This is a genomic window from Secundilactobacillus angelensis (genome assembly GCF_012641075.1).
Taxonomy (GTDB): Bacteria; Bacillota; Bacilli; order Lactobacillales; family Lactobacillaceae; genus Secundilactobacillus; species Secundilactobacillus angelensis.
The window spans coordinates 31,462-57,061 of the sequence record NZ_JAAXLJ010000012.1 but is presented as its reverse complement, the minus strand read 5'-3'; the positions used below and the strand labels follow the sequence as shown (position 1 = coordinate 57,061).

Genomic DNA, 25,600 nt, shown 5'->3' with positions numbered 1-25,600 from the left:
AACCATTCTCAGGTTTAGTTTATTTACGTATCAGCCAGGCAGCGTTAACCACAAGGCGAGAAGCGGGTGCTTCTACTTACATTTTTTCAACTTAACCAATATACCATGACACAGGATATTAGTCAAATCACTTGGCTTTAAGCTCACGAATAATAAGTATATCCTATTTAATTCGTGTGTCAAGCAGCTTTTAATAATTTAGTTATTACTGTAATTAGCAATATCCTTTAAAACTTCTTTTTCGAAATCGTCAGCACTCATTGACTCGCTGTTTTGTTCACCATACTTACGAACACTAACAGCCTTGTCAGCCATTTCTTGATCCCCAACAACTAAGGTGTATGGAATCTTGTGAGTCTGAGCATCACGAATCAAGTAGTTCATCTTTTCACCACGGTGATCAACTTCGGCACGAACGCCAGCTGCTAACAACTGTTTGTTCAAACTCTCAGCGTATTCGCCGTGCTTATCATCGCTAACTGGAATAATCTTAACTTGCTTTGGAGCCAACCAAGTTGGGAAAGCACCCTTATAGATTTCAGTGAGGTATGCAATGAATCGTTCCATAGTCCCAACGATCCCACGGTGAATCATAACTGGACGATGATCTTCACCATCAGCACCAACATACTTCAAATCGAAGCGGTCTGGCAGCATGAAGTCCAATTGAATGGTTGACATAGTTTCATCGTTACCTAAAGCCGTCTTAGTTTGAATATCCAGCTTAGGGCCATAGAAGGCAGCTTCACCTTCAGCTTCGTAGTAGTCAAGACCAAGGTCATCCATGGCACCCTTTAACATGGTCTGGCTACGGTTCCACATTTCATCATCATCGAAGTACTTTTCAGTATTCTCAGGATCACGATATGAAAGACGGAAACTGTAGTCGTTGATGTTGAAGTCTTTGTAGACGTCCATGATCAACCGTAAAATCTTCTTGAATTCGTCTTGAACTTGGTCCAAAGCAACAAAAGTGTGACCATCGTTCAGAGTCATTTCACGAACCCGTTGTAAACCTGATAAGGCACCTGATTTTTCGTAACGGTGCATCATCCCTAGTTCAGCGATCCGTAATGGTAATTCACGGTATGAGCGAATGTGATGGTTGTAAATTTGAATATGACTTGGGCAGTTCATTGGCCGTAATTCAAGCATTTCGCCATCACCCATATCCATTGGTGGGAACATGTCTTCACGGTAGTGAGCCCAGTGACCAGAAGTCTTGTAAAGGTCAAGGTTAGCTAACACTGGGGTGTAAACGTGCTTGTAACCATCGGCAACTTCCTTGTCAATGATGTAACGTTCAACCGTCCGCCGAATCGTAGCACCATTTGGCATCCAGTATGGCAGACCAGCACCAGCTTTAGGATCAACGAAGAATAAGTCTAGATCGTTACCAATGACACGGTGATCATGTTCACGCGCTTCTTGACGAGCTTGCAAGTCAGCATCAAGGTCGGCTTGCTTGTAAAATGCGGTCCCATAGATTCGTTGTAACATTGGGTTAGATGACTTACCTTCAAAGTAAGCACCAGCAACTGATAACAGACGGAAGAACTTAATGTCGCCCGTATTAGCGAAACTAACACCACTCGCTAAGACCTGAACACCATCAATTTCGTAAAATGGAAATTCTTCATCATCGCTATCTTCAACAAGTTTAGCTTCGTATGAAGTACCTTCAAGCTTCTTCAGGGCATCCGCCTTGCTTAAACGACTGTGCTTGATGGCCAATTTTTGATCAATGAACGCCTGAACTTTGTCACTGATTGCAGGTAACGAGTCAACACTAACCTGACCGTCTTCCTTATCAGTATCAACGTAAAAACCATCAGCATCACCGACTTCTTCACCAAATTGAATTGATGGGAAAGTCTCCTTCAAAGCAACCTTTGTCAATAAGGCAACGGACTGACGCAAAACAGCCAAACCATCTTCGCTGTCCTTAGTGACGATTTCAATCTTACCGTCATGCTTCAAAGGTGCGTTCAAATCAATTAACTTGCCGTCTAACTTACCAGCAACAGCCTTTTTAGCTAAACTAATAGCAATGGACTGTGCAACGTCCTTGGTCGTTGCTTCGGCATCAAATTGTTTCTTCTTGCCGTCTGGAAATTCAACCGTAATATCTGCCATTCTACTCTTCTCCTCGTGTTTACATTTTTTAAATGCTGAAAGCCACCGAACTCGTGAAACTAAAAAATCCCGGCATGCACATTACTGTACATACCGGGACGTCTCTACGCGGTTCCACCCGAAATTCATCTGATTCAAACTGCGAACCAAACCTTCATTCAGCGATAACGGAACAACCGATGCGATATTGTCCACCGCACATTCGAGAAAGTGGTAACTTAGAATCGCTCACAAAGCACTTCCAGAAGTGGTGCTTCTCTCTTGGAGAACCCAACTAAATCATGTCTTTCAAACATTTAAATTTCTTTGAATTTGATTACAATTCACATTAAACCACTTTAAAAAATAAGTGTCAACTCTATTTTTGTCGGCGATTTTCACCGATCATTTCGATTTCCTGAGCTAAAAATCTCACTCGCTCCATTAAACGTTTGGCCTTCAAAGGCTCAACGTCGCCTTTTTGTGTCTCTGCCAAGTGCTCAGTTTCTAACTGCTGCATGGAGAAATTAGACGAGAAAAACGTCGGCAATTCGTTTTGCATGCGATATTCCAAAATAACACCCAAGATATCATCACGAACCCACGCCGACATAGCATCAGCACCAATATCATCGATCATCAAAATTTGAGACTGTTTAACATCATCCAATCGGCCAGCCACTTGGTTATTGGCAATGGCATTCTTCATTTCTACCGCGAAGCTTGGAAAGTGAACCAGAGTCGTTTTAACACCCATATCAGCTAATTGGTTAGCAATCGCGCCAAGCAGATAAGTCTTGCCCACACCAAAACTGCCATACAGGTATAATCCCTGATGAAAATGCTTTGAGTCCTTCGAATAAGCCTCAATGAAAGCAACGGCAGCCTGTAATGCTTGTGCTCGATCGGGATCATTAATAAAGTGGTCAAATGTTGCATTTTTAATCAGTTTTGGCATCATGATAGCATTAACTCTTCGCTTCAAAGCAGCCTGCTTTAACTTCGCTTTTTGGGCGTCTGTTGGTTGATATGACACTTCCACCAAATGATCATTCAAGACAAGCTTTGGTTCATATCCGGGCGCAAATGTCGTTTCGCCAGCAGCTAATTTATTACGCTCATTGACATATTCGTACAATTTGGCCGACGAACGATCAATCTGTTCAGCATCTAGGTCATCCTCATGAGCCTTCAAAAACGCTTGAACATCAGTGTCTTGGTAGACACTGTTCATTAATTTTTGGTAATTAGCATTGAGTTGATGTTGGTCCATATAGCGTTTCATAGACTCACTGATATTTTCCATACTAATCACCTCCATCTCTCAATTTTTTAAGTTTATTCAATTGCTCATTAAACGCTGCCTGATCTGATTGCGTGAGCGCTTTTTTCGCCTTTGGCTGGTAATCATTCTTGGCCCAATCAGGCAAAGTTTCCTTGATGTTCTTGGTACCCGACCGTCTGCGTGAAGACTTGGGCTTTGCGCGCTCGGCTTTGAATTTACGAATGCTTGCCAATGCGTCTTCAGGTGTCTTAACGCCATCTTGCGCCCAACGGTTAGCAATGGTATCTGTCAGGCGCTGAGTGATTGTTGAATTATTCAAATCAATCAACACCTCGTAAATCAGCATATTGATCACCGAATTGGAGAAAATCTGTTTACTTGCGATTTGTTCAACAATTCGCTGTTCACCGTTAGCCACGTAGCCACCCTGTTGCTGCCTAATCTGTGCCAAAAAAGCCATCGGATCATATTGCTTAGCTGCAGCAACTAAAGCCGTTTCTTCCTGACTTTCACTGTTTTTCTTAGCGACAACCGCTTTTTGTTCAGCCACCACCGGTTGAGTTTCAGATTGGTAAGCTGCGGCAACCGCTCGTTTAAATTGATTGGCATCCAGCTTATTTGTTGCTAGATTGGTGGCATCGCCCAGATAGCGCGCCATTTCAGTTTCATCAATACCGTACAACAAATGTTCGTTAATAATCAACTGCCGGTATTGTCGTAAATCATTAAGGTCAATGTACGAACGTTTCAGTAACTCGGACAACAAACTAAAATCAAAGTCCGGTGCCGTGGGCTGCTCATGTTCAGCAACTTCAGTCTCCTGATCAAAAGCAACTTTAGTGTCTTCAATCAACCTTGGTGGCGACGCAATCAACCGGTTATCTAGCGAAAAAACGTCAAGAAACGACTTGGAAATTTCATGCCACTTCTCCCGCTGAAGGTGCCGCGGCAAAAAGGCTTGCCTCAATCGATCAAACTGACGCTCACCCACTACTTCCAACAATAGAAGACTCAACAAATCATCCTTAAAAAACATCTCACCGCTTACGGGTTGCTGAAGTTCATAAATCAATTCAGGCAATCGATCTGGCTGATTCTTAAACGTGCGTAACAGACCTGCACCTTCTAGTCGCAAACGAGAGTCCTCGAGTGTCGACATACTGATATTGAGTAATGCCAATAAGTCAGTATGAGTCACTTCGACTTTCAGATCAGCCGTTAACGACACCTGCTGCCACATGACCGTTGCAAGGCTGTATGCTGCAACGCCTAAAATCGGTTGGTAGAGTAAATCCAATACTCTTCTACGTTCATCCTGCAATTGGGTTGTTGCTATGATTGCAACAGACGTTTTGGGCAAGAGTGGTTGTGTTGACTCCGCCATGATTAAGCCCCGTTTCATTTCTTTTTATCAGAGGTGGTCCCTTTTTTCTTATCCTTGTTCATGACGTCTTTGAGCTCTTCCAGGAAGACACTCATATCCTTAAACTGACGGTAAACACTGGCGAAACGAATATAGGAAATTTCATCAATATCTGCCAAGCGCTTCATGACATATTCACCGATCAGCTGACTAGAAACTTCATTTTCGCCCAATGAACGGACTTCATTTTCAACTTCGTCAACCAGTTTAGTCATGACATCCATACCAACTGGTCGTTTCTCTGCTGAACGGATAATGCCTCGGAGAATCTTTTCACGATTAAACTCTTCACGAGTACCGTTTTTCTTGATCACCAATAGTGGTGTGGCTTCGATCCGTTCAAACGTTGTAAACCGAAAGCCACAATTTTCACATTCACGGCGGCGTCGAATAACACGGCCTTCATCCGTTGGTCGGCTGTCAACAACCCGTGAGCCATTATGATGGCAGTGTGGACAGTGCATAGTCTCACCTCTTATTTTTCCTCAAACATTTTACTTTTTAACTTGATTAGCTTTTGTTGTTATTAATGAGCCGAATCCGGCTTCATTCAGCCATCTTACCACTTGGGCTTTCGTTTTATCAACTGTCTGACTATTATCAATGACAATATCGGCTCGTTTAGCCTTTTCTGCCAACGGTAATTGTGCGTTGATCCGCTCCAATGCCTCATCTTGAGATAACTGATCACGGGCCATTAACCGTTCCAGTTGCAGTTCAGCTGGTAAAGTGACAACCATAATTTCGTTGACTCCAGAAGCACCGCGAGCTTCAAATAAAGTGGGTGCATCGTAAATCACCAATGGCGCCTTCCGTCTTCGGTAACCTTGTAATTTACGAATGACCGCTTTTTTGATCAGCGGACCAGTGATGTCATTCAACTGTGCCAATGCTTCCGGTTGGCTGAATACCAGGGTACCCAAAGCATGACGGTCTAAAGTACCATCTGGCTGAATCATTTGCCAGCCAAAAGTGCTTTGAATTTGTTTTAATCCCTTGGTTCCCGGTTCCACGACTTCACGAGCAACTAAGTCGGCATCGATAATTGGAATATTAAATCCTTTGAACAGGTCACTCACGGTTGACTTACCAGTAGCAATACCACCAGTGAGACCAAGAACCATCGTTTCACCTGGGTTTTCACGCAAGACCTGACAATCGGGGCAAAAATGGGTTCCCCGTTGTGCCACTTTCGTTTTTTCAATGGGGGTATCACACCGAAAACAGGGTTCACCTTTGCGACCGTACACCATCAAATGATTTTGAAACTCTCCTGCTTCACCATAAGCAGTTGAAAAAGAATGGACAGTGGTCCCATGACCATCGATTGCACGCTTAATTTCCGCAATAATGTTCTCACGGAGTTGACGAATCTGAAAGTCAGGAATGCTGTTAACAGGCTGTTCAGGGTGAATCCGGCTCAACCACAGCGTTTCATCTACGTAAATGTTTCCTAAACCCGCAATATTGCTTTGATCTAATAAGAACGGCTTAATCGCCTTCTTACTCTTACCGAAAATGGTTTTCATGTAATCAACGGTAAGTGTCTTTGCAGTCGGCTCTGGTCCCATTTTTTTTAAGCCAGAAATAAGTTTACTTTCTTCACCGGTCTTCAGTAAGTGCATCCGCCCAAACTTCCGGGTATCAGTATACCGTAAATCACGCTCGTCATCGAGATGAAAAACGACGTGGGTGTGCTTGGTGACGGGGTTGCCAGCTGGCTGAACGTCATACTTTCCCTCCATCCGCAAATGCGACACCATGGTGAGGTCGTCATTGAATCTGAATAAGAGATATTTACCTCGCCGGTCAATCCGTTCAATCGTTTTGCCAGCGAGCATTTTTTTAAATTGATTGGCCTCTGGTGAGACCATTTTTTCGTAATAGACGTCTACGGACGTAATTTTCGCGTTACCAACTAATCGCGTTAAACCGCGGCGTACCGTTTCCACTTCGGGTAATTCAGGCATCCGGAGAGCCTCCTTGCATCATTACTTTGCTTCGTACCAGGTGTTGCCGTAGTGGGATTCCACTTTCAGCGGAATTTCCAGCTTAACGGCTGAGTCCATCACACTTGGCACTAATTTTTCCAATGTTGGGATCTCTTCAGCAGGTGCCTCAAAGATCAGTTCATCGTGTACTTGCAGTAACATCGTTGCCTGCAGGTCTTTAATCGCATCCTCCATTTTAATCATCGCAATCTTGATAATATCGGCAGCACTGCCTTGGATTGGCGTATTCATGGCCGTCCGTTCAGCAAACGAACGCTGATTAAAGTTGCGCGCGTTAATGTCTGGTAAATACCGGCGACGATGCGCAATGGTTTCAACATAGCCCTTATCTTTAGCGGAAGCCACGATATCGGTCATATACTGCTTAACACCGGGGTATTCCTCGAAGTAGGTGTCGATAAATTGACGCGCCTGCTTTCGAGTAATGCCGATGTTTTGCGACAGACCAAAATCACTGATTCCGTAAACGATACCAAAGTTCACCGCTTTAGCTTGACGCCGCATGTTAGGATCAACTTCGGCATCTGGCCCCAAACGAAAGATTCGGCGAGCGGTCGAAGCATGAATATCTTCGCCCTCTCTGAAGGCTTCCTGGAGGTTCTTATCGTGAGTAATATGAGCTAATACTCGTAATTCAATTTGTGAATAGTCAGACGAGAATATCTGCCAGCCCTTGTGACTTGGAATGAAGGCCTGCCGGATTCGGCGACCTTCTTCAGTTCTGATGGGAATGTTTTGCAGATTAGGATCCACTGACGACAGACGCCCCGTTTGGGTTAGGGTCTGCAAGTATCGGGTATGCACTTTCTGGTCAGTGCTATGAACGACTTTCAACAATCCTTCAACGTAGGTCGATTGAATCTTAGAAATCTGACGGTACTTCAAAATATTCTCAACGATTGGTGCTTCGGCAGCTAACTTTTCCAAGACGTCAACCGAAGTCGAATAGCCCGTTTTGGTTTTCTTAAGTGGTGTTAACCCTAGCTTTTCAAACAGAATGTGTTGCAACTGCTTGGGTGAGCCAATGTTAAACTCCTCGCCAGCCTCCTGGAAAATGGTCTGCTGGGTCTGAGCTAGCAATTCAGTAAACTCACTTTGCATAGCTGATAAACGGTCAGTATCCACCGTTATCCCAGCGATCTCCATGTGTGCCAGTACGAATGCCATTGGCAGTTCCAGATCACGATAGAGTTCAGTCTGTTCGTTTTCGTCCAATTGTTTAAATAATGATTTCTTTAACGATTCAATCGTGATTCCTTTTCGAGTTAAGTGTTCAAAAAAGATTTGGTCATCTTCTGGAATAGCACGCTTGGCACCCTTACCGTACACTTCTTCATCAGACTGAATCTGATGATAGCCATGTTGGAAAGCCAATCGACCCAGATCGTTACTATTTTCATTGGTATCTAACAGATATGAAGCCAGTAATAAGTCAAAATCAACGTGTGCGAGATGGATATCTAAGCGGTTCAAACCAACGTAAGTCCGTTTCGCATCAAATAAATCTTTTTGAACTTTATCATTGGTCAACAAGTCTTTTAGCGGTGACTGCTTTAACAATTCTACGTCGCGGCTAACAAACCACTTATCAGCTTCACCAATCACAAAGCCGGCAAAAGTTGAAGTGTGGTAGTTTTCTTCAGGCATCTCCAAATAAAATGATACGTGATCCTTAAGCTGGGCTAATTCATTCAGATTATCAGCGGTTAATACCGTAAACTTAACTGGTTTTAACCCTAGTACATCGCCATCATCGGAATCAGCATTCATCTTATTTAAAAATGATTGGAAATTCATTTCCTGATAAAACTTAACCAACTCGTCCCGCTGGTCGCCTTTGTAAGCCAGGTCACTCAACTTAATTTCAATTGGCGCATCTCGTCGAATAGTGGCTAAATTTCGTGATTGAAAGGCAGAATCTTTATCTTCAATCAAATGTTCTTTCATTTTCTTGGCAGTTATTTTATCAATGTTCTCGTATACGCCGTCAATGGTGCCATACTGCTGAATCAAGGAAACTGCAGTCTTAGGACCGACACCGGCAACCCCTGGGTAGTTGTCAGAGTTATCTCCTTGAAGCCCTTTAATTTCAATAATCTGGTCAGGTCGTACGCCTAACTTTTCTTTCACGTGTTCAGGAGTATATGTTTCAACCTCAGTAACCCCTTTTTTTGACACTGCGACCCGGGTCTTTTCGGAAGTCAGCTGAGTTAAATCACGATCCCCAGTAAAAATGGTCGTTTGATAATCGGCGGCTTCGGCCTGTTTCGCCATGGTGCCAATAATATCATCAGCTTCATAGTTCTTTAATTCGTACGATTTAATACCGCGTGCTTCAAGCAATTGACGAATCACTGGCATCTGTTCGGAAAGTTCTGGTGGGGTCTTGGAACGACCGCCTTTATAATCTGCAAATTTCTCAGTTCGAAAGGTCACCTTCCCCGCATCAAAGGCCACCAACGCATCAGTTGGTTTGACCTCGTCTAACATAATATCTAGCATCCGGTTAAAACCAAAAATCGCATTAGTATGCAAACCATCCGCATTCGTCATACTATTCAATGCAGTATACAGTGCGAAAAATGCCCGGAAAGCCACACTGTTGCCATCGATAAGTAACAATCGTTTTGATTCAGTCATTAATAAAGCCTCCGCAATTTGTCATACCTCTAGTTTAACAGAGAAATTGAACAATTAAAAATCAGTTTGACGGTATATTGAAGCAAGCACCCAGGTTAAATTTAGGTTTCAAAATGGACACAGAAAAACAGCCATCCACATCATCACTGATTGAATGGCTGTTCAATATTTTAATATTAATCACGATCACCAAAACCACCGAAAACTTGAAGTAACAAGATAAACAAGTTCACGAAGTCAAGGTAGAGTTGCATTGCACCAATGATGGCTAACCCGGTACCAGTTGTAGCAGAGCCGTCGCTTTGCAAGTAAAGGCGCTTCATCTTTTGGCTATCTGAAGCAGTCAAAGCGGTAAAAATAACCACACCAATAATCGAGAAGACGAAGGCAATCATGGAACTCTTCAACCAGATATTAATTAGGAAAGCGACAATCAGCGCAATCAACGCAGCCGTTGCTTGTGCGCCAACCCGTGATAGATCACGTTTAGTTGCGACACCGTAAACGGCCATTGCGATGAAAATCGATGCACTGGATACAAAAGCACTCACCATGGTCGTACCCGTGTAAACTAAGGCGTACATCGACATGATGCCCCCGGTTAACAAACCGTAAAACATCAAGAGCACAAAACTTATTGCCGGTCGCTTCATTGCCTGACCACTAACTAAGAACGGAAAGACAAACCATACAATCAACGGGACAATCCGGTACGAACCCGTAAAAAGTGACATCAAAGCTGGTGTGGTGGAAACGTAAAATGCTGCAAAGGCAGATAACAATACAGCAAGTGCCATCCAACCATACATTTTTGTTAAAAACTTGTTTAGGCCAACATCCGCATTGATCACACGCCGTGGCTGTTCATCGTAATTGTTCATCAAGGTTCCTCCTTTTTATATCCCTCATTAAGGATATATTCTAACAACCTTAGTGGAAAAAGCAATGAAAAGAAGTCACTTCGGTCTTGAATGATTTATCTTTTAGAAAATATTAATCATTAGTTATCTTTTAAAGATAAATGACTCAATAATTCTTCATACGCGCGTTCATACTTCTGAACGTCTCCAGCACCCATGAAGACAACAACCGCGTCATGATAATCGAGTAATGGTGACATATTATCCAACTTCAGGATTTCGCCACCCTTATTGATCTTCTTAGCGAGATCTGCACTGGAAACCTTACCGTTAGATTCACGTGCAGAACTGAAAATATCGGTCAGGTATACCACATCAGCATTATTTAATGCTTTGGCAAAGTCGTCCATCAACGCAATCACCCGAGTAAACGTATGCGGCTGGAAGACGGCAATTACTTTTTTATCAGGATACTTTTGACGAGCAGCGTCAAGAGTTGCACGAATTTCTGATGGATGGTGAGCATAATCATCAATGATGGTCATGTCAGCCACTTTTCGTTCAGCAAATCGACGCTTAACACCCTTAAAGCTTAATAGTTCATCTTTAATAGCATTTAAATCAACGTCCTCAAAGTAAGCCACAGCAATGACTGCCAGGCTGTTTAAAACGTTGTGTTCACCAAACAGCGGTACGTGATAGTTACCTAAAAATTCATCGTGATAGTAAACATCAAACTGTGAACCCTTAGTTGTGCGTTTAATGTTACGAGCCTGGAAATCATCCTGGTCGCCAGTACCATAATAATAAATCGGTACGTCAGACTTTAGGCGGCGAAGATTTTCGTCATCACCCCAAGCAAAGATCCCCTTGGACACTTGATTAGCGAAAGTCTGAAAGGCGCTGAATACATCGTTGATATCCTTATAATAGTCAGGATGATCAAAATCAATGTTAGTCATAATTGCATAATCGGGTTTAGTTGCTAAGAAGTGACGTCGGTATTCATCTGCTTCGTAAACAAAGAAACGGGCGTTGGGTGTCCCCTTTCCAGTCCCGTCACCAATCAAGTAACTGGTTGGTGCAATTCCGGACAACACGTGAGAGAGCAAGCCGGTTGTACTGGTCTTACCATGTGCACCGGCAACGCCGATGCTGGTATAACCTTCGATTAGCTTACCCAGGAATTCGTGATAGCGATAAACCGGCAAGCCCAAATCTCGGGCTTTTTTAATTTCTGGATGATCATCCGTGAAGGAATTCCCAGCAATGACCGTTAAGCCATCGTGAATATTTTCTTCCCCAAATGGGTACACAGGAATCTTAGCCTGTTCCAGTCCGCGTTGCGTAAACGTGTACTGTGTAATATCTGACCCAGCTACTTTAAAGCCTTTGTCGTGAAGAATGAGCGCAAGTGAGCTCATCCCTGATCCTTTGATTCCAACAAAATAATACGTGGTTGTGTTGTCCATCAAAATCCTCTTTTCATCGTTTCAATGATTTAATTTAGGCCGACTATTGCCGGTTAATCGACCATCATTGGTCCATATCAATATTTTAGCAGAGCGGACAGTTATTGAACAGTGCATTTTGTGCACCGTAACGTGAGTGGCTTTCACCTTTTAATCTGTTCGCGGCGCCCTCATTTCTGCCAGTTGTTTTTCAGTCAAAAAAACATCTCGCGGTTTCGAACCGTTTTGACCAGAAATATACTGCTTGTTTTCGAGGGTATCAATGAGATTAGCTGCACGATTGTAGCCGATTGAAAAGACCCGCTGCAGCTTAGACGTCGAAACCGTTTTTTCTTGTACAATGTAATCCAGTACTTCTGGCATCAATTCGTCTTGACTCTCTTGGACTTGCTGCTTTTCCAGTAACCCATCCGGATCAAATGCATAGTGCGGTTTGCCTTGTGTCCGCACAAAATCGGTTACACGATCAACTTCCTTATCAACGTAAGTCCCTTGAAGCCGGACTGGCTGTGAGGCGCCATTACCTAGGAACAACATATCTCCCTTCCCAAGTAATCGCTCAGCACCAGAAGTATCAATAATCGTTCGTGAATCCACTTGTGAGGATACCATGAAGGCCACTCGGGTTGGAATATTATTTTTAATGGTCCCAGTAACGATATCCACACTTGGTCGTTGCGTTGCAATTAATAAGTGAATACCGGCTGCCCGTGCTTTCTGAGTGATTCTGACGATGTAATCCTGTACTTCACTAGAAGCCATCATCATCAAATCAGCTAATTCATCAATCACAATGACGATGTATGGTAATTTTTGCGCGTAATCCCCAGTTAACTCTGCCCGGTCATTATACTGCTCGATGTTTCTGACACCGGCTGCTGCTAAGCGATCATAACGGTCATCCATTTCTTTTACCGCCCACTTCAACGCTGCAGCAGCCGCTTGAGGATCAGAAATAACGGGCGCCAACAAATGTGGCAACCCATCATACGGTGCCAATTCAACCGCCTTAGGGTCAATCAGTAATAACCTCAGTTGGGCTGGAGTTGCTTTGTACAGCAACGAAATCAGCAAACTGTTAATAAAGACTGATTTACCGGAACCGGTTGCCCCAGCAATCAAACCATGTGGCATCTTACGTAAATCAGTGACCCGTGGCTGACCAAACAGGTCAACACCAAGCGCCACCGTTAACGGTGAAGTACTATCTTTGAATGCCTTAGATTCCAGAACTTCTGATAACATCACTGGTCGCGTCTTGGGGTTGGGAATTTCAATACCAACGGTGGTCTTCCCAGGAATTGGTGCTTCAATTCGAATATCTTTGGCCGCTAATGCCAGTTTCAAATCGTCCGTTAAATTGGTAATTTTATTTACTTTTACACCGAGCGATAAATGAACCTGGAACTGCGTCACGGTCGGTCCAACCGTCCAGTCGACAACGTGTGCGTCCACGTGGAAGGCCTGCAGAGTTTCGTCTAAGACCTCCCCTTGATGCTCGATCCACTCGTCCAGCGCGTTTTCATCATTCAAAACTGGTGGTGTTAATAACGAAGTTGCTGGGAAGTGATAGCCACGATCATCTTGGCTGACTTCACTCACAGGCGTAACGGTCGGCTTATCTTGGAACAAGGCTAACTTATTCATCTGCGAACTAGTATTTTCTTCTTCAAGAATGTCACCTAAGGAATGGCCTAAGCCGTGTTCTGGTTCGTTCTTTGATTCTGATTCAGCAGCCGGAGCCTCAATCGATTCGGATTGTTCTTCAGAATGTGTTGAACTCGGTGCTTCAGCAGTAACCGTTTCGTCCAACTTATTTGGTTCAGTATCGGAATCACTCACTGAAACATCAGATTGGGGTTCTTTAACGGGAAAAGGTTCTTCATCAACAGATGCAACCGCTGCGGTATTTTCTACTGGGATTGCAGATTGCCGTGGTTCAGCTGTTCCGTGTGCGAAGTTAGCTGAGTCACCGAACTTATCTTCTGTTTCTGCCTTTCGAGCCTGAATATGATCAATTCGCTTCTGAATTGCAGCAATCCGTTCTTCATTACTAGATTTCTCAGGAGTTTGCGGCAGAGCTTGACTTGGTTGTTCAACATCTGCCTGTGTGATCTCTGCCTGATCATCCGTCTTTTCAATAGCTGGTTTAACCGGCTGCTTAGGCGTTTCAACCTCCAAAGATTCCGCAGGTGAATACGAGCCGTCATCAAATAACATCACATCACGATCATCTTTTTGAAAATACTGCTTAATGATCGCGGTGTAATTGATTGTTGATTGCGGAATCACGCTTCCTTTGAGTTGTTTCGGAACCTTTGTTGGTCGAAAAGGGGCAGCAGGCTTCCAGTCATTCTTAATTGGCTTGGCTTTTTTTGGCGGCGTTTCAGGTCGCTTTTCTGCTTGCCGTCTTTCCTCGCGCTGAATAAGCTCCCTGCGTTGTGGCTCATTGCGCTGAAAAATTGCCGGTTCGTCATCAGTTTGCTTTAGCTGTTCACCAGGAACTCTCAGCCGAGACGAAGCAGATTGCTTCGCCGTTTTGTCTGGTCGACGGTACTTACGATAAAACGCTGGTCCATCATAGTGATTCATATTTAGTCATCCATTCAATTTTCAAGTTAGTTTTAATGTCTTTTAACGGCTTGGGGCAAAATAAAAAAGGAGCATCGGCCCCTTTTTTCACGTCGTTCATCTAACTGAATAAAGTCTGTGCCTTGTTAAAGTCAAATGGCGTTCCAACTTCGTAATCATCAGGTAAAATCAACGCGCCCGGCCGATCGGGTGCCCCAGGAATCTTTAATTCTCTTCCTGATGAAATCATACCATCACTTTCAACGCCACGCAATTTACCAGGCCAAATAATCAACCCATCCGGCATCATTGCACCCACTTCGGCAACAACCACTTTGATATCAGCCTGCATATTCGGTGAACCAGAAACGATTTGCAGCGTTTTACCATCTTGCACCCGAGTCTTCGTCACTAACAAATGGTTGGAATCCGGGTGCGGTTCAGCAGATTCAACGTAACCCACAATGAACTTAGGGGTTAAATCTGCCTGTAGTTCAGGACTGAACCCAACTGTCGTCAATGCTTCGTTCAGCTTTTCAACTTGTTCCTCTGATAAGAACACCTGGCCATTCTGGTCGATTGGTCCTAAGATATCCGAAACGTGAGCAACATTATATCCCAGTGTCGTATCAGTCTCTGGATCAAAAATCCGGGTGAAATTACCCTTAGTAATAACTGACTGTTCTTTAACATCTGGCGCTACATAGATAATCATGACATCGCCAAGTGCCGCTTGATTATAACTAGAAATTAACATGGAGCATCCTTTCAAAAGCAGGAAAATTACAATGAGTTAACGAATTCTTCTACTTGCTGTTTTGTTTTACGGTCTTTGTTTACGAAGCGACCGATCTCTTCACCATTATTATACGCAATAAAGCTTGGAATGCCTAACACGTTTAAGTCGACTGCGAGATCGATATTTTCATCACGATCAACACTGAGAAATTTGAAGTCAGGATACTCTGCTTCGATAGCTGGCATTGACGGCTTAATAAAAGCACAATCAGGGCACCAGGTTGCTGAGAAGAACAGCATGTATCGACCGTCCTTAATCTTTTCCAGTAATTGGTCTTTTGTCATTTTTGGTAATTTTTCCATCATAATCGCTCCTTGCTTACTATTATTCAGTAAATTGATTATACCCTGTTTTCAGAAAAAGTACATTAATGTGGTATCCAAGTGAAATTTGAGCTACCATATTGTTAAATAGCGTAGGAGGAAAACGCGTATGGAACTTAATGTGAAAGATTATCAACATCTGAGTCTATTATCGGTCATCAGTATTATCTTTGGTTTTCTAATGGGCAGAACAATGTTTACCCATCAGTATATGACTTCAAATGCCATATTAAATAGTGTCAAGCAAGCGTTTCGAAAAGAATCAACAATTGAAGGTGCTTGGATTGACGAACATCCACACCAACACGCACAGTTTGCTATTCATACGATGGTGTACTCTGGCGGCCTCTCAAGAATGGAAGACAACCGGTTAGTGACTTATAAGTTCATCGCAGACGCCAGAACTGGTAGCATTTTAAAGATGGAACGCCTTTAATCCTGAATATCTTCGAAGCTATTGATTCAATTCAAACTTGAATAATTGTCCCCTCGCAATTTTGCGGAGGACTTTTTTGTTTGTATTAAAAATGCGCCACTAACTTATAAATTGGCCCCTTCGCGCTGAACTTTTCCTCGTATTCAGTTTGAACATTACCCTCGTTGCCTTCACTGTTATGCAGATCCAGCCAGACTTCATCGAAGGTCATTCCGAAGTTATTAAAACTCATCAGCGAATACTCAAACAAACCACGGTTATCGGTTTTAAACTGAATAAGGCCCTCTTTTTTTAGCACTTTTTGATAATGCGTCAAAAAATTGGGTGAAGTTAACCGCCGCTTAGCATGCCGTTTCTTTGGCCATGGATCTGAGAAATTCAAGAATAGCTTATCAATTTCATTTTCAGCAAATAAAGTATCCACAAACGCACCGTCAGTTTCTACCAACTGCACATTTGGCAACTCGCTTTCAACTAATTTACGTAACGCGGTAGCAATCACTGACTCCTGAATTTCGATTCCTAAGAAGTTGATTCCAGGATTTTGCCGGGCCATTTCAATAATAAATTGACCCTTACCAATACCAATTTCGATTTGAATGGGTTGTTGACTTGGAAAACGTTCTTGCCAGTGACCTAACTGTGATTCGGGGTCGGTCACAATCAAATCTGAATGATCCTTAATGTATTTCGCTGCCCACGGCTTTTTACGTACGCGCATGTTGGTCCTCCGATTTCCATGATAAAACGACGAACTTGAGTCAAGCCCGCCGTTTAAGATTACTGTTCATTTTAGGCAATCAATCCAGTTGCGTCAACTGGTTTTTACTACTTCTTCTTTCTCAAGCGCAGTGGTAAATAATACTGCACCATCAAAACCACTTCTACGAGTTCAACAACTAAAGCAATCAGAGCAACCTGCCAGTTTTGATTAGCCACGAAAACCATGATCAAAAACAGAACTGCGGTAATACCGGTGAGTGAAAACATGAGCCGTCTGAAGCTGTTGACGCGCTGTTTTTCGCCAATCGGATACAGATGGGTGAAAACAATATCGTCAAACTGCCAGTAAAACGGAATCAGCTGGAAACCGATCAGATAGAGGAATAACGCAGCTAACGCTACTGGCAGCCACGTTCCGCGTACGAAATACAGCAGAATCATTCCCAGAATCGTTAATCGGGAATACAAGCCGCTAAATTCGCCGCTGCGGACGATGCCGCGACTATAAAGATAGAGGTAGGTATTCTTGGGTGCGATCTTGACGATGTTCAACAACCAATCCAAATAACGGCGCCGTTTAGCCGCCCCTTTAAGCATTGGCACGTTAGTAAACAAGTTAAAGAAACGGTAAACACCCATCATCCGGTTATTTTCCAGCGTAATCGCTTGCCACCAGTCAAAGGGTGCCGCGTCGTAACGGCGGTCGGCCACTCGCAAACCAATCGACAGAGCCAATGCCAATACAGCGCCAATAATCGGCATGCCGTAAACGCCAGCGAGTAAAATTACCAGCGGTACCACCCATTTAAACCAGGAAGAGGCTTTCAGCCAAACTGACTTGACCTGAAACCGTCTGATGATTGCCAGACTGAACAGACTATCTTTCAGCAGCAGCTGAGCAACCGCAATCAACGCTAGATCAAAGACAGACATGGCATCCGTCACTTGAATGAACGGCAGCAAGACAAACATGCCAAACAGTTCATAGACCACAGCTAAACTTTCGCTATACGCGCGGGCACCCTTGAGATACTGACGAACTTCCGCCTCTTTTGGCAGCAGGAAAACCACGTCGGCATCCTGATATAGTGTGGCGAACCGGCCAATTTGCAAAACGAGTAATAACACGATTACAATCACCGGCTTCGCCCACCAGAGGTTCGGCTGCAGTTCCTTCAACCCGTTGGAATAAGCGTATCCCAAACCGCCAATAAAAATCAGCAAGGCAAAGACAAAGTGGTCGTTGAATACTAGCCGCAGGTACTTGAACATTTCTTTTAAATGACTGGACAAACGTTGTCGATATAAATTATTCATGCTGATCAGCCCTCGTCATCGACATGTAGATGTCGTCTAAGGATTCACCCGCATCCGGCAAAGCCTTGCGTAACTCTGGCAGTGTCCCTTCCGTTTTAACCGTCCCATCGTGCAGTAACACGAAGCGGTCACAGTATTTTTCAGCAGTATCCAGCACGTGAGTCGACATCAGCACACTGGCACCCTTGGCTTTTTGTTCGTCAATCAGATTTAACAAATCATGAACCGCTAAGGGATCCAGGCCTAGGAATGGTTCGTCAATGATAAATAGCGGTGCCTCCGTAATGAAGGCACACACGATCATCACTTTTTGCTTCATCCCCTTGGAGAAGTTAGCCGGGAACCAGTCTAACTTATTGTCCAACCGGAAAATATTCAGCAAATGATTGGCTTTCTTCCAGGCCTTATCGTGATCCAAGCTATAAGCCATCATGGTCATTTCCAAGTGTTCTTTCAGAGTTAATTCTTGATATAAAATTGGTGTTTCTGGAATATAGGCAATTTGCTTTTTATAAGCGTTTTTATCTTCGTTTAAGGTAACACCGTTAATCTTAATCTCACCCTTGAAAGGCGTCAGCAGTCCAATAATGTGGTTGATTGTGGTCGATTTACCCGCACCGTTCAGTCCAATTAGGCCCACTAGTTCACCATCTTGAACATCAAAGGTCACTTCTTTTAAAACTGGTATCTGCGAATAGCCGCCGACGACTTTCGTCACCTGAAGCGTCATGAACATCCCTTCGTTTCTCTGTAATTTTGGTCAATTGTTTTCATTATATCATACGCCTCGTAGTATGGAATTCCGGAATATTGCGGTATACTTAAACTAACTTTTAGATTTTTTGAAGGAGGAATTAACATGGTTCATAACTATGATGATAACTGTATTTTCTGCAAAATTATTAAGGGTGAAATTCCAAGCTACACCGTTTATGAAGACGATGACGTTAAAGCCTTTTTGGATATTTCTCAAGGTACCCCTGGTCATACGTTAGTTGTTCCCAAAACTCATGTTCCTGATATTTTTGCCTACGATGCTGATTTGGCAGCCACTGTGTTCAGCAAGATTCCAATGATTGCTAGAGCCGTCAAAGAATCTAACCCAGAAATCAAGGGTCTCAACATTTTGAACAATAACGGAAAAGTGGCCTATCAGTCCGTCTTCCATTCACATATTCACCTGGTACCTCGTTATACTGACCACGATGATTTTGGAATGACTTTCAAAGATAACTCCAGCAAATATGATGAAAAAGCTTATACGGACATTCAAGAATCCATTAAGTCACAATTTTAAGTTGAGGTGTTAATATGAAACGGTTCTTAACCAGCGTATTACTTACGGCCGGCGCTTCACTAGCTGTTCATCTGTATCAAAAACGCCAGTCACCAATAGATTTCGTTCAAGAAACGATTGACCATGTTCATGCACGGAAGGCAGCTTTGACTGATGTGAGTCATCAGACTGCCATGGTTAAATCAAGACTGGCCAACTTGCAAACTGAAATTGAGAAAGCACAGCCTGCAATTAACGGAATCGAAAAGGCCGTTGATCAATTTCAATTCAAAATTCAGCCTCATTTGGATGCAATTAATGATCGGGTGGCTAATTTCGAAGCGGCTCAGTCAAAAGAATAGAAGTATTCAATTTTTATTAAGTTCCCTTTACAACTGAAAATTGTTTTCAGTTTATGTTATATTAAGTAGGATGTCCCAACGGGGATGAAACTAATCTAAAGAAATGGATGTGTTTTTGGATATGAAAAAATGGCTCGTTGCTCTTGCAGGTGTCATGTTAAGTTTGACTCTTGCAGCGTGTGGTAGCAAAACTGTTGCCACTACTTCAGGCGGTAAGATTACTGAAAGTCAGTTTTACAGCAGCTTGAAGAACACTTCTAGCGGTAAGCAAGTCTTACAGCAGATGATCTTGAACAAGGTTCTTGAAAAACAATTTGGTAGCAAGGTTAAGGATGCAGATGTTACCAAAGAGTACAACAATTACAAGAAGCAATATGGTTCATCATTCAACTCCGTTCTTCAACAAAGCGGTATGACTGCTTCTCAATTAAAGACTCAGATTCGCAGTAACTTACTTTTGAAGGAAGCTGTTAAGGCTGACACAAAGGTTACCGATGCTCAACTCCAGAAACAATTTAAGAGTTACCAGCCAAAGGTTACGGTTTCTCACATCTTAGTCGCTAAGAAGTCAACTGCTGAAAATGTTATCAAGCAATTGAAACAGGGTAAGAGCTTTGCCTCACTGGCTAAGAAGTACTCTACTGATAGCGCCACTAAGAACAAGGGCGGTAAGTTAGATCCATTTGACAACACTGATACTCAACTTGATTCAACCTTCAAGAAGGCCGCCTTCAAGCTGAAGACCAACCAGTACACGAAGACACCTGTTAAGACTTCTTATGGCTACCACGTCATCAAGATGGACAGCAACCCAGGTAAGGGAACTTACAAGCAACATGAATCTGAATTAAAGAGTCAGATTTATGACAAGCGGATGAACGACAGCGCAACCTTAAAGAGCGTCGTTTCTAAAGTCCTCAAAAAGGGTAATGTTTCAATTAAGGATAGTCAATTACAAAATGTCCTTGCTGACTACTTGACTTCAAGCAGCTCATCAAAGTCTAGCTCAAAGTAATCTATCTCAAATAGCTTATCAAAAAGGATCGACCAAGTTGGCCGATCCTTTTTGATGAGCTATTTTTGTTCGTCATGACCGTCAATCAACGGTTCATTGGGACGATAGAATGACCGGCCATCCATTGCGAACAACCGCTCACCGAATTCACCAGGCGTCGTATTTTCTACGGCATTAGTCATCATCATGATGGAAGCATCCAGTTCATCAAGTTGATGTAACACTTCAGCTTCTAACAATCGTGGTCGCACCGGTGAACCATATTCTAACAAACCGTGATGTGACAAAATCATGTGCCTGAGTAAAACCACATTTTCATTATTCAAATCAAATTTTAACTCGTTACAAGCCGACACAATTTCACCATCAACAATGCTGATATGACCTAGCAAGTTCCCTTCTACCGTGTATTGTGTAGAAACCGGACCGGATAACTCAATCACTTTACCTAAATCGTGTAAAATTGCGCCGGCGTACAATAACGGTGCATTAATTGATGCATACTGTTTAACTACACTGTGGGCCAATCGTAAAATTGATAATGTATGAAAAGCAAGCCCACCCTCAAAAGCATGGTGGTTATGCTTAGCAGCCGGATACGAGAAAAATGCATCTCGATGCTTTGCAATCAAGTATCGAACAATCCGATTCCAAACTTGATTGGTGATTTCAAAAACCACCTGATTCAATTCATCTTCCATTTCGCTGGCTTTCATCGGCGCATGGACGACAAATTCACTGGGATCGTGGGGTTCATCAGCATTGGCCAACCGTATTGAACCAATTCGAACTTGTGGGGAACCCTGATAATTCTCACGCTTACCAGCTAGCCGAACGACCCGGCCAGCTTTATAACGCTCAATATCAGCAGCACTGGCATCCCAAAACTTACCGGTGATCTCACCAGACTGATCTTCAAAGGTTAAGTCCAGATACTGTTTACCATTTTTGGCCACCCGAACGTTCACACCTTTTAAGAGTGCCATCACGTTCATCTGTTCACCAACTGTGTAAGCCATTAATTGTTTTTCTGCCATAGTTAGTCCCCCTCATTTAAATTAATTCTACATTTTTTTAATCCGACTTTCCACCACTCAGATAATAGACATCATGATCATCCACCAATTCCAAATTGTCATGATTGGCTGTCAAATAGATAATCTGGGTTGTTCCTGCTAATTCTTTTAGCATCTGAATTGCCGCTTTAGTCCGTGGCCGATCGAAGTTGACGAAGGCGTCATCAATGATGATTGGCATTGCAATAACATCAGCCATCACTTTGGTGAAGGCAAACCGTAAGGCGACGTAGAGCTGTTCTGCTGTCCCGCTGGATAATTCACCTACGTCGAACGTTAAATCATCTGCGCGCGTCACTTGAACCGTTTGGTCGGTAAAAATGATTTGCTGATAGCGATGACCAGTTAATTCGTGAAAGAATTGTTCAGCCACCTTAATAATTTGTGGCTGGCGCCCTTGAGAGGCATTAATTAGTGTCTGATCGATCCAGTTAATCAACAATTTTTTCGTCAGCCAGTCATCCGTTAATTCAATAATTTCAGTTTGCAGATCTGCTTGTTGCTGCAGTAAGTTCTGATACTTATCACTGGACGCTAACTGGTGTTGTTGATATTGCTGCTGGCTAGACTGGTCTAATAGTTCAGCCTGGCGCTGTTGTGCCTCACTGTAGCGAGTTTGGATTTCCTGGTTCACCTTTTCTAGAGATTTCAGTGAGTCAGATTGAGCCAGTATCTGTCGATCTGCAGGCGACAATTGTGCGTTTAACACATCAGCTTGTTGATCTCGCTGAACAGTTATCTGATCTTCTTGATAGCGCTGCTGGAACTCAGCCATCGTGGCGGTGTGATACTGATCAAGCCGTTGTTTCAGCTCACCCTTTTGCTGACTTAACCGCTCTTGAAGGGTTGCTCGACGTTGTGTGCTGGCCGTTAAAGTCTCGTTTGCCCAATGCAGCTTTTGACTCTCATCGCCACGTTCAGATAAGAACTGCGTGATCTGCTGCAATTGGTAGGCATAGTCGCCACCCAGACTAATGACTTCGCCGGCAAATTGCCATTGGACTAAATAGGCCCGGATATTTTGATTAATTTGATGCTGCTGTTCCTCAAGTTTGAGTTGCTGACCAATTGCCAATTGATAATTGCCAATATCCGTTTGCAAATCCAACCACTGCTCTGGTGCGAAGCCTTGTAAATGATGCGCTGTACCAAACTGGGTCACCTTTGCATCGGCATCAACCAACTGCTGATCTAGATCAGCTACCTGCTGGCGATCTTGGTCCAGTTGTGACGACAGCAAGGCCATTTGTGAATCGATAGTCGATTGCTGATTGCCAGAAATAATTGGCTTGAAAATGCCGTAACCCGCAACCAGCATACCGGCGATGCCTCCGAGTGTCCGGATTAGTCCTGTAAAAGCAAATAAAAACACGAGTACAATCCCCACGCCGGCTATTAACCACTTAAGATCCATCCCAGAAGATGTCTCGCTGTCGGCTTGTTGTCGCAATTTCTCAAACTCTCGTTGATGTTCAGCACGCTGGTCAGCCCGGGAATCTCGTTGAATACTCAAGTGTTGCTGCTGATCGAACAGCGTTTTAAGTTGCTGTTGCTCGCTGGCTGTCAGCTGTTTCAATTGATTGAGCGAAGTGCCATATCGCTGATTTAACGCCGCCAACTGTTGCTTAATTATCCCTAATTGTTTGTCACTTTGCTGCTGGCGTTGCTGCAGTTCTTCCATCGTCTGCAGTTGGGCAGCTAATTGCTCAATCTGCTGCTGATGGTTGATATAAAATTGCTGGGCTTCACTCGCAACGCTGGCCGCTTGCTGCTTTTTAACCATTTCTCCCTGAGTGTCAAGATCTGTTTTCAACTGTTTAATGGCTGTATCTATCTGAGTTACCCGTTGCCAATCTTCTGTACTAATGGGTGTAACGGATTGTCTGGGTACTACAGTCTTTAGTTGCTGATACTGTGGATATAGCGAGATTAATCGCTGATACTGGTTAGCCTGAATCGTTAACTGTTTTAATTGTCCTTGAACTTCAGCTAACGTTTTTGCTGTCGCTTGTATATTGATTTGCAGCTTTTGATACTCTTGAAACTGCATCTTAGTAGTCGCAATTTTATCAGTGAGTTGATCATACTCCCGTAATAATCGCACTAAGGGTTGAACTCGGCCTCTTGGCTTGTATAGCTCACCGGCTTCAGCCGTCAGTTGTTGCGTTAAGCCAATCCAATCTTCACTTCCAATCGCACCAATCCGTTGTATCCGTTTGACTAAATCAAAGCGGTTTAAATCAAAGATAGCCTGTAGTTCGCGTTCACCAAAACAAAATATTTGGTAGAATAGTGCTTTATTTAAAGGCTGCAGCAACTTTGTAAGTTCATCCTTAGTCAAAACAGTATCAGTGGTCAGATTTTTGAAGGTCACCTCGCCACCGTGTGTACCTTCTATCCGTTTAAGCCAATACTCATTATTCTCGTGTGCAAAATAGAGCTCACCACCATACTGCGACCCTTGCTTAGGTTGATACATCGCATAGCGGTGTTTTGCGGTCTCAAAGCCAAATAGCATACTGGTGATAAACGCTACAAGAGTTGATTTACCAGCTTCATTTTCCCCGTATAAAAGTGAAAAACGATTTGACAGGTCAAAAGTGGTATCGTGAAACTTACCGAACCCGTATATTTTAATCGTCTTGATCTGCATCGTTTTCTTCCTCCAAACGCGATTGAGCAAGCAGCTCATTCTTTGCTCGATCAGTTAAATTAGCCGTAGTCTGCGAATCACTTAGATGATCAGCAAGGAATGGATACTGCATTAATTTGCCTGCCGTCATCTCCACATTATCAGTTGTAAAAACCGTCTGTTGCGCCTCCTGCCAATAGCTGCCATCCAGCTTAGCGTATTGTACGGGATGGTCAGTAGGCTGCACACTAACTTCATAGATCCATGCGCGAAGTTGCCGGTAGACCTTCTTTTGGGTCTGATCAAATCTTTCCAGCCAAGTGCCATCGTTCAAACGGCTCAGCATACCAGCAGATAGCTTTTCAATACCAGAGATATTTAACGTCACTAGTTCAAAAACATCCGGGTGCAATTGTGTCAACGCATCCTTAACAGCCTCAATTAAACTGTCATCAGTGGTTGCCGATTCGACTGTTAAGGATAATGATGACCAGCGAACCTGATCAGCGGGCACGAACTGCCGTTGTAGCTGCCGTCCCTCTGCGGTAACCAGCTGATAACCGTGCTCACCAGATTCCAGCTTATGTCGTCCCTGAATAGTACCTGAGTATACAATTGGCGGCTGTTCAGCTAAAACATTGGGTTTATGTATATGACCCAGAGCCCAATAATCATAGTTTGTCGCAGTAAGTTCACTTAGAGTAAATGGCGCGTAATGATTGATTGTCCCCTGCTTAACAGCACCATGCAACATGCCAATCTGAAAATCAGCCGACCCACGTTCCGGAAATTGGGGGACAACATCTTGTTCAAGCCAACGATCAGAATAACTGAATCCACTAACAGCTACTCGAGTATGGTCAGCTGTCATGAATGACTTAGTACTAACCTCATGGTCAAAAACGGTCACGCCATCAGGTAAATTAAACTGCTGATCGGAGGCCAGATAATCATGATTACCGAAGGACACAAAAATCGCAATATTGGCATCTACCAGCCGCTGCAGCTGCTCATTCAAAAAGATTTGTGCTTGAACACTCTGAGTTTCACGGTCAAATAAATCACCGACCAGTAATACGAAGTCCACTTTTTGTTCAATGGCATCACTCACCATTTTTTTAGTCGCTCCAAATGGTGCTTCATGGATTTGCTGCCATAACGCTTTAGGTAATCGTTGCAGCCCTTTAAATGGACTATCTAAATGTAAATCCGCCGCGTGAATAAATTTCACAATCTCAACTCCTAAAAAACGCCGAAGAAAGT

At 43.4% G+C, this 25,600-nt stretch carries 21 protein-coding genes, 1 pseudogene and 1 other annotated feature (1 of these 23 cut by a window edge); of the genes and pseudogenes, 4 read left to right on the top strand and 18 right to left on the bottom strand.

Translation table 11 applies throughout. The annotated features are described in order from the left end of the window. Window positions 1–84: a sequence feature (ribosomal protein L20 leader region), on the bottom strand; it reaches 47 nt to the left of the window's first position. A gap of 114 nt (window positions 85–198) precedes the next feature. The 12 genes and pseudogenes from thrS to HC026_RS07735 form a co-directional block, all read right to left on the bottom strand. Next, the gene (thrS, locus tag HC026_RS07790; RefSeq protein WP_168925430.1) at window positions 199–2,136 is read right to left on the bottom strand and encodes a threonine--tRNA ligase; all 1,938 of its coding nucleotides are present in this window, start codon (window positions 2,134–2,136) and stop codon (window positions 199–201) included. A 358-nt stretch (window positions 2,137–2,494) separates the two neighbouring features. Next, window positions 2,495–3,421: a primosomal protein DnaI gene (gene dnaI / locus HC026_RS07785; protein ID WP_168925429.1), complete on the bottom strand. Its 927-nt coding sequence runs from the start codon at window positions 3,419–3,421 to the stop codon at window positions 2,495–2,497. Between the two features lies 1 nt (window position 3,422). After that, window positions 3,423–4,784, bottom strand: a complete 1,362-nt coding sequence (locus HC026_RS07780; RefSeq protein WP_168925428.1) for a replication initiation and membrane attachment family protein — start codon at window positions 4,782–4,784, stop codon at window positions 3,423–3,425. 14 nt (window positions 4,785–4,798) lie between these two features. Then, window positions 4,799–5,287, bottom strand: a complete 489-nt coding sequence (gene nrdR, locus HC026_RS07775; protein ID WP_168925427.1) for a transcriptional regulator NrdR — start codon at window positions 5,285–5,287, stop codon at window positions 4,799–4,801. A 30-nt stretch (window positions 5,288–5,317) separates the two neighbouring features. After that, window positions 5,318–5,947: a dephospho-CoA kinase gene (gene coaE / locus HC026_RS12825; RefSeq protein ID WP_168925447.1), complete on the bottom strand. Its 630-nt coding sequence runs from the start codon at window positions 5,945–5,947 to the stop codon at window positions 5,318–5,320. 36 nt (window positions 5,948–5,983) lie between these two features. After that, window positions 5,984–6,793: pseudogene (mutM, locus tag HC026_RS12820) on the bottom strand (DNA-formamidopyrimidine glycosylase); the annotation flags it as partial. Window positions 6,794–6,814: 21 nt separating this feature from the next. After that, window positions 6,815–9,475 carry a DNA polymerase I gene (gene polA / locus HC026_RS07760; protein ID WP_168925426.1) on the bottom strand — a complete coding sequence of 887 codons (2,661 nt, stop codon included), beginning with the start codon at window positions 9,473–9,475 and terminating at the stop codon, window positions 6,815–6,817. A 176-nt stretch (window positions 9,476–9,651) separates the two neighbouring features. Next, a complete protein-coding gene (locus HC026_RS07755) occupies window positions 9,652–10,356 on the bottom strand; it encodes a Bax inhibitor-1/YccA family protein (protein ID WP_168925425.1) in 705 nt (234 codons plus the stop codon). 119 nt (window positions 10,357–10,475) lie between these two features. Beyond that, window positions 10,476–11,807: a UDP-N-acetylmuramate--L-alanine ligase gene (gene murC, locus HC026_RS07750; protein WP_168925424.1), complete on the bottom strand. Its 1,332-nt coding sequence runs from the start codon at window positions 11,805–11,807 to the stop codon at window positions 10,476–10,478. A 150-nt stretch (window positions 11,808–11,957) separates the two neighbouring features. Further along, entirely contained in the window at window positions 11,958–14,399 is a 2,442-nt protein-coding gene (locus HC026_RS07745) for a DNA translocase FtsK (protein ID WP_168925423.1), read from the bottom strand. A gap of 100 nt (window positions 14,400–14,499) precedes the next feature. Further along, window positions 14,500–15,135, bottom strand: coding sequence for a YtpR family tRNA-binding protein (ytpR, locus tag HC026_RS07740; RefSeq protein ID WP_168925422.1), 636 nt, complete (start codon window positions 15,133–15,135; stop codon window positions 14,500–14,502). Window positions 15,136–15,161: 26 nt separating this feature from the next. Next, a complete protein-coding gene (locus HC026_RS07735) occupies window positions 15,162–15,479 on the bottom strand; it encodes a thioredoxin family protein (RefSeq protein WP_168925421.1) in 318 nt (105 codons plus the stop codon). Window positions 15,480–15,609: 130 nt separating this feature from the next. Here HC026_RS07735 and HC026_RS07730 point away from each other — a divergent pair, with 130 nt between their 5' ends. Beyond that, a complete protein-coding gene (locus HC026_RS07730; RefSeq protein WP_168925420.1) occupies window positions 15,610–15,936 on the top strand; it encodes a hypothetical protein in 327 nt (108 codons plus the stop codon). 85 nt (window positions 15,937–16,021) lie between these two features. Here the strand turns inward: HC026_RS07730 and trmB are convergent, their stop codons facing one another. The 3 genes from trmB to HC026_RS07715 all read right to left on the bottom strand — a co-directional run bounded on the left by trmB (window position 16,022) and on the right by HC026_RS07715 (window position 18,706). Then, window positions 16,022–16,657, bottom strand: a complete 636-nt coding sequence (gene trmB, locus HC026_RS07725) for a tRNA (guanosine(46)-N7)-methyltransferase TrmB (protein WP_168925419.1) — start codon at window positions 16,655–16,657, stop codon at window positions 16,022–16,024. Window positions 16,658–16,764: 107 nt separating this feature from the next. Continuing rightward, entirely contained in the window at window positions 16,765–17,976 is a 1,212-nt protein-coding gene (locus HC026_RS07720) for an ABC transporter permease (protein ID WP_168925418.1), read from the bottom strand. Continuing rightward, window positions 17,969–18,706, bottom strand: a complete 738-nt coding sequence (locus HC026_RS07715; protein ID WP_168925417.1) for an ABC transporter ATP-binding protein — start codon at window positions 18,704–18,706, stop codon at window positions 17,969–17,971. The genes HC026_RS07720 and HC026_RS07715 overlap by 8 nt, the downstream gene beginning before the upstream one ends. Window positions 18,707–18,835: 129 nt before the next feature. On the opposite strand from HC026_RS07715, the gene HC026_RS07710 reads away from it, so the two are divergent. The 3 genes from HC026_RS07710 to HC026_RS07700 all read left to right on the top strand — a co-directional run bounded on the left by HC026_RS07710 (window position 18,836) and on the right by HC026_RS07700 (window position 20,629). After that, window positions 18,836–19,273: an HIT family protein gene (locus HC026_RS07710; protein WP_168925416.1), complete on the top strand. Its 438-nt coding sequence runs from the start codon at window positions 18,836–18,838 to the stop codon at window positions 19,271–19,273. Between the two features lie 14 nt (window positions 19,274–19,287). Next, window positions 19,288–19,614, top strand: coding sequence for a hypothetical protein (locus tag HC026_RS07705; RefSeq protein ID WP_168925415.1), 327 nt, complete (start codon window positions 19,288–19,290; stop codon window positions 19,612–19,614). 121 nt (window positions 19,615–19,735) lie between these two features. Then, window positions 19,736–20,629 (top strand): peptidylprolyl isomerase PrsA, encoded by an 894-nt coding sequence (locus HC026_RS07700; protein WP_168925414.1) that lies wholly within the window; start codon window positions 19,736–19,738, stop codon window positions 20,627–20,629. Between the two features lie 59 nt (window positions 20,630–20,688). Here HC026_RS07700 and HC026_RS07695 read toward each other — a convergent pair whose 3' ends face one another. The 3 genes from HC026_RS07695 to HC026_RS07685 are packed head-to-tail and all read right to left on the bottom strand — an operon-like array spanning window position 20,689 to window position 25,568. Next, window positions 20,689–21,666 carry a 3'-5' exoribonuclease YhaM family protein gene (locus HC026_RS07695; protein ID WP_168925413.1) on the bottom strand — a complete coding sequence of 326 codons (978 nt, stop codon included), beginning with the start codon at window positions 21,664–21,666 and terminating at the stop codon, window positions 20,689–20,691. Window positions 21,667–21,703: 37 nt separating this feature from the next. Then, window positions 21,704–24,358, bottom strand: coding sequence for an ATP-binding protein (locus HC026_RS07690; RefSeq protein WP_168925412.1), 2,655 nt, complete (start codon window positions 24,356–24,358; stop codon window positions 21,704–21,706). Further along, window positions 24,339–25,568 carry a metallophosphoesterase family protein gene (locus tag HC026_RS07685; protein WP_168925411.1) on the bottom strand — a complete coding sequence of 410 codons (1,230 nt, stop codon included), beginning with the start codon at window positions 25,566–25,568 and terminating at the stop codon, window positions 24,339–24,341. The genes HC026_RS07690 and HC026_RS07685 overlap by 20 nt, the downstream gene beginning before the upstream one ends. Between the last annotated feature and the right edge of the window lie 32 nt (window positions 25,569–25,600).